The 14,734-nt window shown below is 74.6% G+C and carries 11 protein-coding genes and 1 pseudogene; 6 read left to right on the plus strand and 6 right to left on the minus strand.

Annotated features, from left to right (window positions below):
- Positions 1 to 11 precede the first annotated feature (11 nt).
- Complete coding sequence (gene dhaL / locus R4Z63_RS02525; RefSeq protein ID WP_384444846.1) at positions 12 to 626, plus strand: dihydroxyacetone kinase subunit DhaL; 615 nt, start codon at positions 12 to 14, stop codon at positions 624 to 626.
- Positions 623 to 1,054, plus strand: a complete 432-nt coding sequence (locus R4Z63_RS02530) for a PTS-dependent dihydroxyacetone kinase phosphotransferase subunit DhaM (RefSeq protein WP_384444848.1) — start codon at positions 623 to 625, stop codon at positions 1,052 to 1,054. Before dhaL ends, R4Z63_RS02530 begins: the two co-directional genes overlap by 4 nt.
- 340 nt (positions 1,055 to 1,394) lie before the next feature.
- On the opposite strand, the gene R4Z63_RS02535 is transcribed toward R4Z63_RS02530, so the two are convergent.
- Positions 1,395 to 1,784: an RNA-binding S4 domain-containing protein gene (locus tag R4Z63_RS02535; protein WP_037921872.1), complete on the minus strand. Its 390-nt coding sequence runs from the start codon at positions 1,782 to 1,784 to the stop codon at positions 1,395 to 1,397.
- Positions 1,785 to 1,929: 145 nt separating this feature from the next.
- On the opposite strand from R4Z63_RS02535, the gene R4Z63_RS02540 reads away from it, so the two are divergent.
- The 3 genes from R4Z63_RS02540 to R4Z63_RS02550 all read left to right on the plus strand — a co-directional run bounded on the left by R4Z63_RS02540 (position 1,930) and on the right by R4Z63_RS02550 (position 5,311).
- Positions 1,930 to 2,097 carry a hypothetical protein gene (locus R4Z63_RS02540; RefSeq protein ID WP_384444850.1) on the plus strand — a complete coding sequence of 56 codons (168 nt, stop codon included), beginning with the start codon at positions 1,930 to 1,932 and terminating at the stop codon, positions 2,095 to 2,097.
- Between the two features lie 180 nt (positions 2,098 to 2,277).
- Entirely contained in the window at positions 2,278 to 3,087 is an 810-nt protein-coding gene (gene modA / locus R4Z63_RS02545) for a molybdate ABC transporter substrate-binding protein (RefSeq protein WP_384444852.1), read from the plus strand.
- 295 nt (positions 3,088 to 3,382) lie between these two features.
- Positions 3,383 to 5,311, plus strand: coding sequence for an ABC transporter permease (locus R4Z63_RS02550; RefSeq protein WP_384445013.1), 1,929 nt, complete (start codon positions 3,383 to 3,385; stop codon positions 5,309 to 5,311).
- Between the two features lie 369 nt (positions 5,312 to 5,680).
- On the opposite strand, the gene R4Z63_RS02555 is transcribed toward R4Z63_RS02550, so the two are convergent.
- The 3 genes and pseudogenes from R4Z63_RS02555 to R4Z63_RS02565 form a co-directional block, all read right to left on the minus strand.
- Positions 5,681 to 7,768 (minus strand): SpoIIE family protein phosphatase, encoded by a 2,088-nt coding sequence (locus tag R4Z63_RS02555; RefSeq protein ID WP_052030601.1) that lies wholly within the window; start codon positions 7,766 to 7,768, stop codon positions 5,681 to 5,683.
- A 118-nt stretch (positions 7,769 to 7,886) separates the two neighbouring features.
- The gene (locus tag R4Z63_RS02560; RefSeq protein WP_037921864.1) at positions 7,887 to 8,129 is read right to left on the minus strand and encodes a hypothetical protein; all 243 of its coding nucleotides are present in this window, start codon (positions 8,127 to 8,129) and stop codon (positions 7,887 to 7,889) included.
- 820 nt (positions 8,130 to 8,949) lie between these two features.
- Positions 8,950 to 10,233 (minus strand): annotated as a pseudogene (locus tag R4Z63_RS02565) (DUF6777 domain-containing protein); the annotation flags it as partial.
- Between the two features lie 60 nt (positions 10,234 to 10,293).
- On the opposite strand from R4Z63_RS02565, the gene R4Z63_RS02570 reads away from it, so the two are divergent.
- Positions 10,294 to 11,577, plus strand: a complete 1,284-nt coding sequence (locus R4Z63_RS02570) for a streptophobe family protein (protein ID WP_384444857.1) — start codon at positions 10,294 to 10,296, stop codon at positions 11,575 to 11,577.
- Between the two features lie 81 nt (positions 11,578 to 11,658).
- Here R4Z63_RS02570 and R4Z63_RS02575 read toward each other — a convergent pair whose 3' ends face one another.
- A complete protein-coding gene (locus R4Z63_RS02575; RefSeq protein ID WP_384444859.1) occupies positions 11,659 to 12,324 on the minus strand; it encodes an SH3 domain-containing protein in 666 nt (221 codons plus the stop codon).
- 5 nt (positions 12,325 to 12,329) lie between these two features.
- Complete coding sequence (locus R4Z63_RS02580; protein ID WP_384444861.1) at positions 12,330 to 14,705, minus strand: FHA domain-containing protein; 2,376 nt, start codon at positions 14,703 to 14,705, stop codon at positions 12,330 to 12,332.
- Positions 14,706 to 14,734: the final 29 nt, after the last annotated feature.

Raw genomic sequence — 14,734 nt, forward strand, 5'->3', positions numbered from 1 at the left:
GAGGAGATCCGGTGCGTGACGCAGAGTTCTTCCGGAGCTGGATGGCGGCCGCCGCGGCCGCCGTGGAGCGTGAGGCGGACCGGCTCACGGAGCTTGACTCCGCCATCGGGGACGCCGACCACGGGAGCAATCTCCTGCGGGGTTTCACGGCCGTGCGCACCACCCTGGAGGCCGAGGCCCCGGCCGCGCCGGGCGCGGTGCTCCAGCTCGCCGGGCGGACGCTGATCTCGACGGTCGGCGGTGCGTCGGGCCCGCTGTACGGGATGCTGCTGCGCCGGACCGGCAAGGAGCTCGGGGAGGCTCCGGAGGTGTCCGACGAGGAACTGCGGGAGGCCCTGGACCGAGGGGTCGCCGCGGTGGCACAGCTGGGCGGAGCGGCCGCGGGCGACAAGACCATGCTGGACGCACTGCTGCCGGGCGTGGCCGCGCTGGGCACGTCGTACCGTGCGGCGGCGGACGCGGCACAGAGCGGGGCGCTGGCGACCGTGCCGATGCAGGCGCGCAAGGGGCGGGCCAGCTATCTGGGTGAGCGCAGCATCGGCCACCAGGATCCGGGCGCAACCTCGTCGGCGCTGCTGCTCGGGGCGCTCGCGGATGTGGCCGGGCGGACGGAGGACGCGCGGTGACGGGCGGACGCGACGACGACGGTACCCCGCCGGACCTGGTCGGGGTCGTGCTGGTCTCGCACAGTGCACAGGTGGCGGAGTCGGTGGCGGAGCTGGCACGGGGCCTGGCGGCGGGTGGAGCGGTGGCTCCGGTGGCCGCTGCGGGCGGCACGTCCGCCGGTGGGCTCGGCACGAGCGCGGAGCGGATCGTGCAGGCCGCGCGCGAGGTGGACCGGGGCGCCGGGGTGGCCCTGCTGGCGGACCTCGGGAGCTCGGTGCTGACGGTGAAGACGCTGCTGCTGGAGGACGAGCTTCCGCCGGATTCACGGCTGGTGGACGCGCCGTTCGTCGAGGGCGCGGTGGCGGCAGTGGTCGCCGCGTCCGCGGGCGCCCCGCTGGCACAGGTCGCGGAGGCCGCGGCCGAGGCGTACGCCTACCGCAAGGCCTGAGGCGCGGGCCGCGCGGCCGTCCGCCGCGTGGCGGCGATCGGCGGACGCACGGCCGGCTCCCGCGATCGCGGCGGGCCCGCCCCGAAAGCCGGGGGACCGACCGCGGGCGAGGCTGCCGCCCGGCAGATCGGCCGGCCGGTCCGCCGGGCGGCGGCCTCGTGCGGTTCGCGCCCCGGTCCGGTCAGCCGATCGACCTACCGGAGCCAAGGGATCCCGAAGCGGGCGGAGGAGTCCCGTGCGGTCCGTCGACGCCCGGAGGGCCCTGCAGCGCGGGCCCCCGGTCCCGGACGCCGCGGGCCCGCGCTGATCCGCAGGGACCTGCGGGGTCGGCCGCTCGGCGTCAGCGTCCGCGCAGGGACTGGATCTCGCGGCGGTCGCGCTTCGTGGGGCGGCCCGTGCCCCGGTCCCGGACACCGACGACCGCGGCCTCCACGGCGGTCGGCGGCGGCGGGCTCTTGTCGATCAGGCACTCGGCGGCGACGGGCGCGCCCACCCGCTTGGACACGGGACGTCTGACGACGACGATCCGCTCGCGCCCCGCGTGGAAGAGCCGCACCTCGTCGCCGGCGCGGATCGGCTGCGCCGGCTTGGCGCGCTCCCCGTTGACCTTCACATGGCCCGCCCGGCAGGCCGTCGCCGCGATCGAGCGGGTCTTGGTCAGACGTACGGACCAGATCCACGCATCGACCCGCACCGTGCCCGTTTCCGTCACCGATACCTCATCAGCCATGCCCCGACTCTAACGATTCGGGCCCCTCAGGACGGAATGAGTTTCCGGCAGTGTTCGGCGGATACACCAAGGGGTGCCGCATCTGCCATGGCGATCAACCAAAGAGGATTGCACATGCGCCATTCATGCCCCTACCTTGTCGCACATGCAGTCCTACACCATGGAGCGGGTGGCGCGACGTCCGAGCGTCGGCCCGGACACCGCGCGGCGCCGGGCCGACGCCGGCCGGGTCGTGAACCGGCGCGGCGGGGCCGGCCGGCCGCCGGTCGACGGCCCCTCGAAGTCCGCCCGCGCCCGGCTCGCCCGCGCCTGAACCGCGGACGCAGCCCGCGGCGGGCCGACGACCCGCTCCCGGCCCACCCCGCGGCCCCGCACCACCATCCCTCAGCACCGCCGCACCCTCCCCACCCGCTCCGCCCGTCACCGGCGCGGGTCACCACAGCGCGGATCCGGCACCCGGCCGGCCGCCGAGCCGACCGAGGAGCCCGCACCCATGTCACCGTCCCCGACCCCGGCCCTCCGCCGCACCGCCGCCGCCGTCCTGTCCGCCGCCCTGCTCGTGGCTCTGACGGCCTGCGGCGAGGACAAGCCCGCCGCCTCCGGCTCCGACCCGGCCGCGCCCTCGGCGTCCACCGCACCGAAGGCGATCACCGTCCTGGCCGCCGCCTCCCTCACCGACGTCTTCAGGACCGCGGGCGAGGCGTACCAGAAGTCCCACCCCGGCACGAAGGTCACCTTCTCCTTCGCCGGATCCCAGGAGCTCGCGGCGCAGGTCAGGCAGGGTGCTCCGGCCGACGCGCTGGTGACTGCCGACACCAGGACCATGGAGGGACTGAAGGCCGAAACCGGCGACGCCACGATCATCGCGAAGAACCGGCTGGTCATCGCGGCCGGCAAGGGCAACCCGTTCAAGATCGACGAGCTCGGGGACCTCGCCAACGCCAAGATCAAGGTCGTGCTGGCCGCGCCCGAGGTGCCGGTCGGCCGCTACAGCAAGCAGATCCTCGACGCCCAGAGGATCGAAGTGAAGCCGGTCTCCCTGGAGCCCAACGTCCGCGCCGTCCTGAGCAAGGTCGAGCTGGGTGAAGCGGACGCCGGCCTCGTCTACCGGACGGACTCCACCGCGGCGGGCGACAAGGTCGTCGCCGTGGAGATCCCCGACGACCAGAACGCCGTGGCCTCCTACCCGGCCGCCACGCTGAAGCAGTCCCGCAACGCCGAGGCCGCGGCCGCGTTCGTCACCTGGCTGGGCACCCCCGAGGCGCAGAAGATCCTCCGGGACGCGGGCTTCCAGCAGCCGTAGCCGGCGCTCCGCCGCGCCGGGGCGTCCGGGGGCTGTCCGGTCCTGGGGTTCGGACGGCCCCCTTCGGCGTGCCCGCGCACCGCCGCCTCCGCCGGCCGCTGCCGCATAGGCTTCCCCCCTGCGCCCCGCGTCTTCTGCATCCCCTGCGCCCCCGCGTCCCCTGCCCCGCACGACCGTCCCACCCGCCCGGCCCTGCCGGCCCCAGCCAGGAAGTCCCGTGAGCAGACTCCGTACCCGCACCCGGCCCCCGCTCGCGCTGGCGCTCCCCGCGCTGCTCGCCGTCGCGTTCCTGCTGATGCCGCTGATCGGGATCCTGGTCCGCACACCGTGGGGCAACCTCGGTGAACACCTCGGTAGCCCGGACGTGGTCGAGGCCCTGAAGCTCTCGCTGCTGGTCTCGCTGTGGGCGCTGGGCTGCTCGCTCGTCTTCGGTGTGCCGCTGGCCTGGCTGCTCGCCCGCGTGGATTTCAAGGGCAAGGCGCTGGTCCGCTCGCTCGTGCTGCTCCCGATGGTGCTGCCGCCGACCGTGGGGGGTGTCGCCCTGCTCCTGGGCTTCGGCCGGCGGGGGCTGCTCGGGCCCTGGCTGGAGGACTCCTTCGGGATCACCCTGCCGTTCCACACCTCGGGGGCTGTCGTCGCGGCGACCTTCGTCGCCATGCCGTTCCTGGTCATCAGCCTGGAAGGCGCCCTCGGCGGCCTCAAGGAGAGCTACGAGGAGACCGCGGCTTCGCTCGGCGCGGGGCCGGTCCGCGTGTTCTTCACGGTGACCCTGCCGATGGTGGCGCCCGGCCTGGTCGCCGGCGCCGCCCTCACCTGGGCCCGCGCGCTGGGCGAGTTCGGCGCGACCATCACCTTCGCCGGGAACCTTCCCGGCACGACCCAGACCCTGCCGCTCCAGGTGTACCTGCTGCTCCAGGAGCAGCCCGAGGCGGCCACCTCGGTGTCGCTGCTCCTCCTGGCGATCGCCATGGCCGTACTGATCGCACTACGCGGCCGGTGGACGGGCGCCCCGGTCGACCGCGGGGCGATCACGGCGCGGCCACCGGCGCCGGAGGAAGCCCTGGTGCCGAAGGGGGACCCGGGACCGGAGGGGGACCGGGGACCGGAGGGGGACCGGGGACCGGCCGGGGCGGGCAGCCCGGCAGCCGGAGTCCCCACGGAGTCCGCGCCGCACGGCGCGGAACCGGGGCGCTGGCCCCTGCATGCCACCGTCACCGGCTTCAACCGCCTCACCCTGGAAGCTGAACCGGGCACCACCATCGCCGTCGTCGGCGAGAACGGGGCCGGCAAGACCACCCTGCTGCGCGCCCTGCTCGGCCTGACGCCGCGGGCCCACGCCGAGCTGCGGCTCGGTGACGCCGACGTCACCGCCCTGCCGCCGCACCAGCGACAGGTGGCCTGGGTCCCGCAGGACGGGGCGCTGTTCCCGCACCTGAGCGCGCTGGCGAACACCGCGTACGGGCTGCGCGCCCGCCGGGTGCCGCGCGCCGACGCCCGCCGCGATGCCCAGGCCTGGCTGGACCGGCTGGGCGTCGGCCACCTCGCGCACCGCAGGCCGTCCCAGCTCTCGGGCGGCCAGGCCCAGCGGGTCGCCCTCGCCCGGGCTCTGGCCGCCCGGCCGCGGCTCCTGCTGCTGGACGAGCCGCTCGCGGCCCTGGACCAGGCCACGCGGGCCCACGTACGGCACACCCTGCGCACGCACCTGGCCGGCTTCGGCGGGGTCTGCCTCATCGTGACCCACGATCCCGTCGAGGCGGTGTCGCTGGCCGACCGGGTGCTCGTACTGGCCGACGGCCGGGCCCTGCAGGACGCGCCGCCGGCCGAGGTGTCCCGGCACCCACGGTCCCCGTGGGTGGCCCGCATGCTCGGGCGCAACGCCTGGCCGGGCACCGCCTCGGGGGACGGCCTCACCCTCGCCGCCGGCGGCCGCCTGGTGGTCGCCGAGGCCCTGCCCGAGGGGTCCCGGGCGCTGGCGATCATCGCCCCGGAGGCGGTGTCGGTGCACCGTGACCGCCCGGGCGGCAGCCCCCGTAACGTGTGGCCGGGCACCGTCCGGGAGATCACCGCGGTGGGCAGCCGGCTGCGCGTGCTGATCTCCTCGGCCGAGGCGCCCGATCTGGTCGCCGAGATCACCCCGGACGCGGCGGCCGAACTGGGCCTGGCCGACGGCTCCGAGGTGTGGACGAGTGTGAAGGCCACCGAGGTCACGCTGGTGGGACTGTAGGTCCCCCGTCCCGGCGGTGGGCGGCGGACTGCCACGACGCCGCCGGATGGGGCGGCCGCTACCCCGGGCGTGTGCCGGGGGACCGGGCGTGCCCCCGGGGATCGGCCGCGGTCGGATCCTGGGCCGGTCCCCCGGCACCGGCCGCGACGGCGCGGTCGGACCCGAGCCGCTCGGTTCGCCCGGCCGGCCGAGCGCCGCCGGAAGGATTCCCGTTCGATCGGGCGGACCGGGCGCCTCCTGCCGGCTGCTCGCCGCGGTCGGTGCGCAGCGCCCGCCCGGCCTCGGCGCTGACCCGGCCCGCGAGGACCGCCGGCCGATCCCCGGCCGATCCCCGGCGGACGCCCGGCGTCGTGCGCCGACCACCAGGGATCACGGGCCGGGCCTTCGAGTCGTGCTCTGCGGGTCGGTCGGGGCGAACTCGCACCACACGCGTTTGCCGCCGCCGCGTGGCTCCACGCCCCACGCGTCCGCGAGCTGCTCCACCAGCATCAGGCCGCGCCCCGACACCGCCCAGTCGTCGGCCTCGCGCCGCCTCGGCAGGGCGCTGCTGGAGTCCTCGACCTCGATCCGGATCCGTCCCTGCGGTGTGATCCGCACGCTCATCCGGCCGCCGCCGTCCGTGTGCACCAGGGCGTTCGTCATCAGCTCGTCCGCCGCCAGCTCGATCTCGTCGGCCCGGTCCCGCGCGCCCCAGGCGGCCGCCGCGGCCCGAACGAGATGCCGGGCCAGGGCCGGGGCCCGGGCGTCGCCCGGGTCCAGGCGCTGGCACAGCGGGCCGCCGCCGCGTCCGGTGGGCGTACCGCGGCGGCGCAGGACGAGCAGGGCCATGTCGTCCCCGCCGCCGGAGTCCCCGACCAGGTCGCACAGCACGTCGGCGAGTTCCTCGACGTCCGCCGGGCCGCTGTGGATCGCCGCCATGAGCTCGCGCATGCCGATGTCGGGGTCGGCTCCGGGCCGTTCGATCAGGCCGTCCGTGCACAGCACCAGGGTGTCCCCGGGGTGCAGCTCCAGGCTGGTGACGGGGTAGCCGGAGCCCACCGCCCCGTTCGCCTCGCGGGGCGGCAGTCCCAACGGCAGGCCGCCCGCCACCTGGATCCGATGGCAGCTGCCGTCGCCGCGCCGCACGACCGGGTCGAGGTGGCCGGCGCGGACCATCTGGAGTGTGCCGGTGGTGAGGTCGACCTCGGCGTAGGTACAGGTGGCGAAGCGTTCCGTGTCCAGTTCGCGCAAGAAGGCCGAAGCCCGGGCCATCGCCGCGCCCGGCGTGTGCCCCTCGACCACGTACGCGCGCATCACGATGCGCAGCTGACCCATGACGGCCGCCGCGTCGGTGTCGTGGCCCTCGACGTCGCCGATCATCACACCGACCCGGCCGCCGCCGAGCGGGACGACGTCGTACCAGTCGCCGCCGATGTCCCGCCCCATCCGGGCGGACCGGTAGCGTACGGCGATCAGCGCGCCCGGCACCGCGGGGATCCGCCGGGGCAGCATGGCCCGTTGGAGCCCCTCGGCGAGGTCGTGCTCCTGCTCGAAGAGGATGGCGCGCTGGAGGCTCTGGGCGACGCCGCTGCCGAGCGCCATCAGGACGTTGCGTTCCTCGGCCGTGAAGTCGCCCTCGCGCCGGTAGAGCAGTCCCAGGGCGCCGACCGGCCGGCCCTGTGCGATGAGCGGCAGGTAGACCCCGCTGTGGACGGACAGCGGCTCGATGTAGGGCCACAGTTCCGGATAGGACTCCTGGAACTCCTGCCGCGAGAGGATGAAGACCGGCCGCATGGTGCGCACGGCCACGCTCATGGGGAACTGCGCGTCGATCCGCGTGTACTCGATCTCGGGGACGTACGTGCCGAGCCTGCCCTCCGCGACCAGGTGGATGCGGCCCCCGTCGACGACGCCCAGCATCACGCTGACCGCCCCGAGGTGGCCGAGGGCCTGGGGGTCCTTGAGGACGTCGGTCACGTCGTTGACGGTACGGGCGTGGGCGAGGATGGCGGTGGTCCGCTCGACCACGCCGGTCATCCGGCGGCGCCCCTCGTCCTGCTCCCCCAAGGCTCCGGGCTCACCCGGATCGTGGGCGGCGTCGCGCAGGACGCCGATGACGCGGTACGGGCGGCCGGCCGGGTCTCGCAGGATGTGCCCCTGGACGTGGGTCCAGGCCGGTGACCCGTCGCGGCGGCGGCTGCGGACATAGGCCCCGTAGTGGCTCCGGCCGTCCTTGAGGGCCTGGGCGACCCGGGAGTCGAGCCGGGCCTCCTCGGCGGGGGCGATGCGGGCGCGGAGCCCGGCGGGAGTGCCGCTGTACTCGTCCGGGCGCAGGTCGAGGACATCGAGGGCGATGGGATCCAGGTACATCCGCCCGCTGTCGAGGTCCCAGTCGAAGGTGCCCATGCGGTTGAGCGCCAAGCTCGTGTCCGGCCGCGCGGGCCAGCCGACCTCGGGAACGTCTTCCCTACCGACCATGCAGCCAGGGTCTCACTGTCCTCCGCCGGTGTCCCCGTGGGACGCACGGCGGCGGGGCGCCGTGGCCGGACACGGCACTGTGCGGCCCGTCGTACGGGCCGCACAGCGTGCGATGGTGTCAGCAGTCGTGGCCGTAGCCGTGGCCGTAGCCTCCGCCGCGGTAGTCGTCGTCGTCATCGTCGTCGTACCAGCCGTGGTGGCCGCCCCTGTCGTGGTCCCAGCCTCCGCCGCCGCTCACGTAGGAGACGGGCTGGGTGGGGGTCGCCGCCGAGGCGGTGCCTGCGGCTCCCAGGGCTCCGCCGGCCATCAGAACGCCGATGGCGGACGCCGCGAAGAGACGCTTGACTCTCGTTGCTCGCATGGTTGAGAACCCTTCTCGTTGCTATGGCACGCATTGCTGTGGCACGAAAATTTGCTCTTCCTCCTCAGCACGGGCTGTACACGGCTGCACCTGTGGCCGTACAGATGTGTCGGATTGCGCGCATCCCCCGTCAACACGGCCTCTTCGGACCGTGGACCTCGCGGGCCGGTGCGATGTATGTCGCACGCCGCGCGCTCTGGCGTTGTCACCGCGGGCAGAGGGTGTGCATCCCGCGGTTGCCACAGTTACCTACGGATGATATTAGTCACCGTCCATCCGATCGGCATCTCGGGCAGGCCCTCAATCCGTCCGGAATGGCGAACAATTCCCATGCAAGGGCCATCCATTTCGAGCGCTGCCGCATCCTCGGAACGTCTCGCGCACCGCGGAGCCCGGCTTCACCGGGCCGGCCCGCGCCACGGCCCGGACACGCGCGTCCTGAAGGCCCGTTCGTCAGCGTCGTGGACCAACAGGGCCGTCCGAACACGGTGGTCGGGGCGGGCGGCTCTCACCCGTTTTCAACGGCCTTGTCCGGAAGCGGACCAGCCGAGCTCGCCGGGGCCGGCTACCGGTTCCCGCCGTTGCCTCCGCCGTGGTTCCCGCCCCCGCCCTCGCGGCGCTACTCCGCAGACGGCGGGGCCTCGGGCTGCGGTGGGCGCGCCTCAGAGGGCGACGGTGACGGCTTGGTCGAGGGCGACGCCGCCGAGGTCCCCGGACCCGGCGGCGAGGGAGGTTCCGACGGGGATCCCGAGGGTGGCTCGGCCGAGGACGGTGACGAGGCGACCGTCGGTGAGGGGGCACCCGACGCAGGGGGCGTCGGCGAGACCGGCGGCGATCCGGACGGCGACTGCGACGGGGAGGCGGACGGTGAGGCCGAAGGCGTCGGCGTCGGGGACGGGGTCGTCGAGGGCGACGGCGAAACCGGGGGCGACGTGGGCGATGTCGGCGTCGGCGTGGCGGTCGTCGTCGGGGTCGGCGTGGTCGTCGTCGTGGGCGTCGGCGTCGGGGTCGTCGAGCCCGTGGGCGTGGGCGACGTCGACGGTGGTCCCGGCGGCTTCGAGCCGGTGTGCGTCGGGGTGACCGCGGGGCTCGGCGAGGTCGGCGGCGTCGGGATCACGGGCGGCGGGATCGGCCGGTCCGGCTTCCTGTCCTGGTGCGGGCCCTTGTCGCGCTCCAACCAGTGCCGGTTCTGGTGGTCGTAGATGACGATCTTCGTCATGGGCTGCACGGCCGGCGCGATGACGACCACCTTCGCCGGCTGGTACGAGGGCCACGTCTGCCCGTAGCGCTTCGGCGCGGCCTTGAGCGGCACCGGCGGACCGAGCGGATTCCCACAGGCGCAGCGCACCCGCGGCACGCCCCGGTCGTCCACGAGCACGGCCGTCCCGGCCTGGAGCACGGCCTGGTAGCTGGTGACCTTGCCGTTCTGGAAGCCGTGGTTCGTGACCCGGGTGTCCAGCCGCAGCTGCACCGGGGTCAGCGAGCGCAGGTACCCGGGAACGGCAGCCGGTTGGATGCCGAGCGTCGATGCGAAGGCCTCGTTCTTGGCGGGCTCCGCGGCCAGCACGGTGATCTGCTTCTCGACGTCGCAGCTCGCCACGTCCTGGGTGCCCCCGTACACGCCGGGGGCGGATCCGCTGACGCTCCTGGTGCCCGTGGTGGTGCCGTCGGGGGCGGGGGCGGAGCCGGTCGTGGTGGGGGACGGCGCCGGGCTCACCGGAGGCGGCGCGTCCTCCTTCACCACGGTGGACTCGGTGAAGGGGTCGGGGCCGGCCGCGGCGGCCGGCTGGAGGAACACCTCGGCCCCGGCGCTCGGTGCGCCGTCGGGCCGGGTCAGCACCACCGCCAGGGTCACGGCCGCGACCACGGCGACGAGCGCGGTGACGAGGCGTGGAACGGACCGCCACCAAGGGCCCTTGTCCGGCCCCGGAGTTCCGGAACCTCCGGGACCATCGGGCGGCCCGGTCGGCGGCGGGGGCGGCGGCACCTGCTGACCGCCCGACAGCGGCCCGGAAGGCGGCCCGGTGGGTCGCTCTGACGACGGCTGCCCGCCGGAGGATTGTGTGCTCACGGGCTCTTCTTCCCAGGAGGAGGGAGTTCCCATCGGACCATTGTGTGCGCCGTCCGGGTGGTGCCCGCAAGCCGGGAGTGCCACGGTTGCAGGGTGAGCCAGACAGCGAGATCGGCATCGTCCGGGGGCTCCGCGCGGGCGTGGCGCGACGCACTCGTCGCCGTCGTGGCCGGCTTCGCGGCGATGGTCGCGATCGCCGCGGCGGGCTTGGCGTGCGCCGGGGCCGGGGGCCTGCCGGAAGGGGCGTTCCCGCACGTGCTCGCCGCCGTCGTCGTGATGGGGGCCGGCGGCGCAGTGGAGGTCTCTGGTGACGCCGGGCTGCTGGCCGGCGCAGACGTGAGCCTGTCGGTGCTTCCGCTCTCGGTGAGCCTGGCCGGCGCTCTCGCGGCCGGCTACTGCTTCCTGCGCCCACTGCACAACCGGGCCGTGGCCGGGCCCCGGGAACTCCTCGGCCGCGCGGTTCCGTTGGTGGTGCTGTGGCTGCTCGCCCTGACCGGCGCGACGGCCCTGGCCCGGCAGGACTTCGGCATCTCCACCGGCGACTCCACCCTCGGGGTGATCGGCGAACTCCTCGACTCCGCGCCGACGGTGGGCTTCCGCGCCGACCTGCCCGCCACACTGCTGTTCGGACTGCTCTGGGTCCTGGGCCTGTTGCTCATCGCCCTGCTCGTGTCGCGCCGCGCACCGCTTCCGGCGGCACTGGTCCGCTTCCACACCGCGGTGCGTCCGGCCGCTTTCGCCACCACCCTGCTGCTCCTCGCCTACGTCGTGATCGGCGTCGCGGTCGGCCTGGTGGCGGCCGCGACCCAGGGCAACGCCGGCCGGACCCTTGCCGTACTCCTGCTGGCCCTGCCGAACCTCGTCTGGATCGCCCTCACCCTGGGCTTCGGCGGAGCCTGGGAATCCCGGGTGGAAGGGGCCTTCGGGCTGCCGATGCCGCCGCTCGTGGACGAGGTGCTGCGCGATGCCGACGGAGCCCCCGTCGATGTGGCGTCCTTCGCGGCCCGGGACCCGCGGGCGTGGTGGCTGGTGGTGGTGGCCGCCGTACTGCTGCTCGGCGCGGGCGTGCTGGCGGCCGTGCGCTCCCCGGCGCATGTCCGGCCCTGGCAGCACGCCCTGCATCTGGGGGCGGCCCTCGCCCTGGCCACCCTGACGGTCTGCCTGCTGGCCCGGGTCGGGGCCGAGTACGGGCTGTCGCTGCTGGGCATCGGCGAGGTGGACGCCCTCGGCGGGAAGATCGTGCTGGACCCCGTGCTGTGGCGCACGGTCGGCCTCGGCCTCCTGTGGGGGGCGGTGGCGGGCTTCCTCGGTGGCGTCCTGGCCCGCCCGCTGCACCGCCGCGGGCAGGTGGACGCCCCCGCCGCGACACACGCCTGACCGGGCGCACGCACCACCGGCCCGGTGTCCGCCGCGGGGCGCCCCGCGGCAGAACTCCGCTTCGGTGCCCGAGCCCGTCCTTCACTCCGGTGCGGAATCGCCCGCGTCCACGATCCGGGTCGGGGTGGCCCCGGCGGGCCGGCCCGCCGGGGGGCCCTCGGGCGGCGCGGCCGGCCCCGGTCGGGCCGCACCGGCGCTGTCATGATCCGCCGTCGACGGGTGCCCCCGGGTGGTCCCCGGCCCCTCGGTCACCGCGTAGGTCGCCAGGCGGGTCCCGTCGCCGTACATCCACCGCCCCGCGTTCTCGTCGTAGAGCCACACCGACTCCCCGTCGAGGACCACACCCGCCCGCAGCCCGCGCAGGGAGCGCCGGAAGGCGTCGGTGTCGGCGCGGCCGGAGGCCAGCTCGTCCACGGCGTGCCGGTAGCGCTCCAGGGCGTCGGCGCCGCGCTGGAGCAGCGGCCTCGGGTCCTCGGCACGTACGGACGGCCCCTCCCCCGTGGTCGGCGGCGGCTGCGGAACCGCCAGGAGGAGCCGCCCGTCGACCCAGGCGCTCCATCCGTTGGCGCACAGGATCTCCCCCCACTCCCCGCGCCGGGACAGCAGCTGCACCGGCAGGAAGGCGTCCAGGGCCGCGGTCGGCCGGGATACGTCGGGGGCCTCCCAGGCGGGCAGACCCGGCGGCGGCACCACGTGGGTGGGCCGGAAGTCCGCCACGGAGGTCCCGGAATCCATGGAGCTGCTCATGAGGCCTACTTCCGCATGATCGCGGGCTCGTGCCGGCGCAGCAGCCTCGCCACCAGCACTCCGAAGAGGACGGACAGGACCACCAGCATGCCCAGGTTCAGCAGCCACACCCCGGGACTGTGCGCGAACAGCGGGTCGTCGGTGAGCGGGCCGGGCACGATCGCACCGAGGTCGATGGTGCCCGCCATGGCACCGAGGGCCCAGCGCGAGGGGACCAGCCAGGCCAGCTGCTCGATGACGGGCACGCCGTCCAGCTCCAGCAGCGCCCCGCAGAAGACCACCTGCACGATGGCCAGGAGGACCAGCAGCGGCATGGTGACCTCCTCCTTGCGGACCAGGGCGGAGACCAGTAGGCCGAGCATCATCGCGCTGAACGCCAGCAGCGCCACGGCGATGGTGATCTCGAGGAGGGGATTCAGGAGCACGCCGCGGCCGCCCGGTGCGTTCAGGTCCACTCCGTAGAGTGCCACCAGGGTGAGGACCACCGCCTGGGCGACGGTGACCGCGCCCAACACCACGACCTTGGACATCAGGTAGGCGGAGCGGGAGAGCCCCACGGCCCGCTCCCGCCGATAGATGACCCGCTCTTTGACCAGTTCGCGCACGGCGTTGGCGGCCCCGGTGAGGACGCCGCCGACGGACAGGATGAGCAGGGCGTTGATCGCGGTCTCCTGGGTGAGCCTGCTGCCGGCCAGGGCGCGGGCCATGGCCCCCATGACGAAGGGCAGCGCGATCATGATGGCGAGGAAGGTCCGGTCCGCGGCGAGTGCGGCCGCGTAGCGCCGTACGAGGGTGGACAGCTGGGATCCCCAGCTCTGCGCCTTGGGAGGCGCGGGGACGAAGCCGGCCGCTGGGGCGGCCCCGGCGGCCGCCCGGTCGTCCCCGCCGTGCCAGGGCTGGCGGGCCCCGCCCAGGACGTAGGTGCGGTGGGCCGTCGAGGCCGCGTACTCCCCCGCCCAGTCGCGGCCGCGCTGGTTCTCGAAGGCCTCGAATGCCTCGGGCCACTGCGAGAACCCGAAGAAGCCGAGCGTCCCCGCGGGCGGCCCGTAGTAGGCGATGCGGCCGCCTGGGGCGAGGACCAGCAGCCGGTCGCAGACGTCGAGGCTGAGGACGCTGTGGGTGACCACGATGACGGTGCGGCCGTCGTCGGCGAGGCCGCGCAGCATGTGCATCACCGAGCGGTCCATGCCCGGGTCGAGGCCGGAGGTGGGCTCGTCCAGGAAGAGCAGGGAGGGTTTGGTGAGCAGTTCCAGGGCGACGGACACGCGTTTGCGCTGGCCGCCGGAGAGGCTGTGGATGGGCTGGTCGGCGCGCTGTTCGAGGCCGAGTTCGCCGATCACCTCGTCGACCCGCCGCCGGCGTTCGGCCTTCGCGGTGTCCTGTGGGAAGCGCAGTTCGGCGGCGTAGGAGAGGGCGCGCCGGACGGTGAGCTGGGAGTGCAGGATGTCGTCCTGGGGCACGAGTCCGATGCGGCTGCGCAGTTCGGCGTAGTCGCGGTACAGGTCGCGGCCGTCGTAGAGGACGGCGCCCCGGTCGGCGGGGCGCAGGCCGGTGAGGGCGCCGAGCAGGGTGGACTTGCCGGCTCCGCTGGGACCGATGACGGCGAGCAGGCATTTGGCGCCCACGGGGAAGGAGACCCCGTCGAGGAGGGTCTTGCGACCGCGGTCGACGGCGACGGTGAGGCCCTGCACGTCCAGGGTGACCTCGCCCGTGTCCTCGTACTCCTGGAGCCGGTCGCCGACGAGGCAGAAGGCCAGGTGGCCGATGCCGACGATGTCTCCCTCGGCGAGGGGGGCTGCGCCCGTGACCGGGGCGCCGTTGAGGTAGGTGCCGTTGTGGCTGCCGAGGTCGGCGATCTGGTAGCCGCCGTCGGGGAGGGCCCGCAGTTCGGCGTGTCGGCGTGACACGTCGAGCTCGTCGATGACGAGGTCGTTGTCGGTGGCGCGCCCGATGCGCACGGTGGTGCGGGCGGGCAGCGGCAGGACGGCGCTCGGCCGGCGGAAGGTGGTGGTCATCGACGGGTTGGAGACCCTGGAAGGCCGGGCTCCGGCACCGGGGGGCCGGGGCGCGGTGAGGACGGCCCGCGGGCCGTCCCGTGCGTCGCCGAAGCGCAGTTCGCTGCCGACGCCGACGCTCCACTCGTGGATGCGGTGGCCGTCGGCCCAGGTGCCGTTGGTGCTGTCCTCGTCCTCCACCGTCCAGTGGTCGCCGTCGGGGCGCAGGATCGCGTGGTGCCAGGAGACGCGGGCGTCCTCGAAGCAGATCTCGCAGAGCGGGTCCCTGCCGACGTGGTAGGTCCGGCCCGGGCTCATCGCTGTGGAGCCCGTGGCGGTTTCCAGGACGAGCTCGGGCGCGGTCGGCACACCGGGGCGCTGGACCATGAGCAGATTTTCCCACGATCACGCCACCC

This window comes from Streptomyces sp. PL-29 (assembly GCF_058344425.1).

What these genes read in the sequence shown, in the direction of transcription:
- R4Z63_RS02555 (WP_052030601.1), bottom strand. Translation starts at nt 7,768, where the DNA reads ATGGTCGGTAGGGAAGACGTTCCCGAGGTCGGCTGGCCCGCGCGGCCG.
- R4Z63_RS02560 (WP_037921864.1), bottom strand. Translation starts at nt 8,129, where the DNA reads ATGCGAGCAACGAGAGTCAAGCGTCTCTTCGCGGCGTCCGCCATCGGC.
- modA (WP_384444852.1), top strand. Translation starts at nt 2,278, where the DNA reads ATGTCACCGTCCCCGACCCCGGCCCTCCGCCGCACCGCCGCCGCCGTC.
- R4Z63_RS02535 (WP_037921872.1), bottom strand. Translation starts at nt 1,784, where the DNA reads ATGGCTGATGAGGTATCGGTGACGGAAACGGGCACGGTGCGGGTCGAT.
- R4Z63_RS02550 (WP_384445013.1), top strand. Translation starts at nt 3,383, where the DNA reads ATGCCGCTGATCGGGATCCTGGTCCGCACACCGTGGGGCAACCTCGGT.
- R4Z63_RS02575 (WP_384444859.1), bottom strand. Translation starts at nt 12,324, where the DNA reads ATGAGCAGCTCCATGGATTCCGGGACCTCCGTGGCGGACTTCCGGCCC.
- R4Z63_RS02540 (WP_384444850.1), top strand. Translation starts at nt 1,930, where the DNA reads ATGCAGTCCTACACCATGGAGCGGGTGGCGCGACGTCCGAGCGTCGGC.
- R4Z63_RS02580 (WP_384444861.1), bottom strand. Translation starts at nt 14,705, where the DNA reads ATGGTCCAGCGCCCCGGTGTGCCGACCGCGCCCGAGCTCGTCCTGGAA.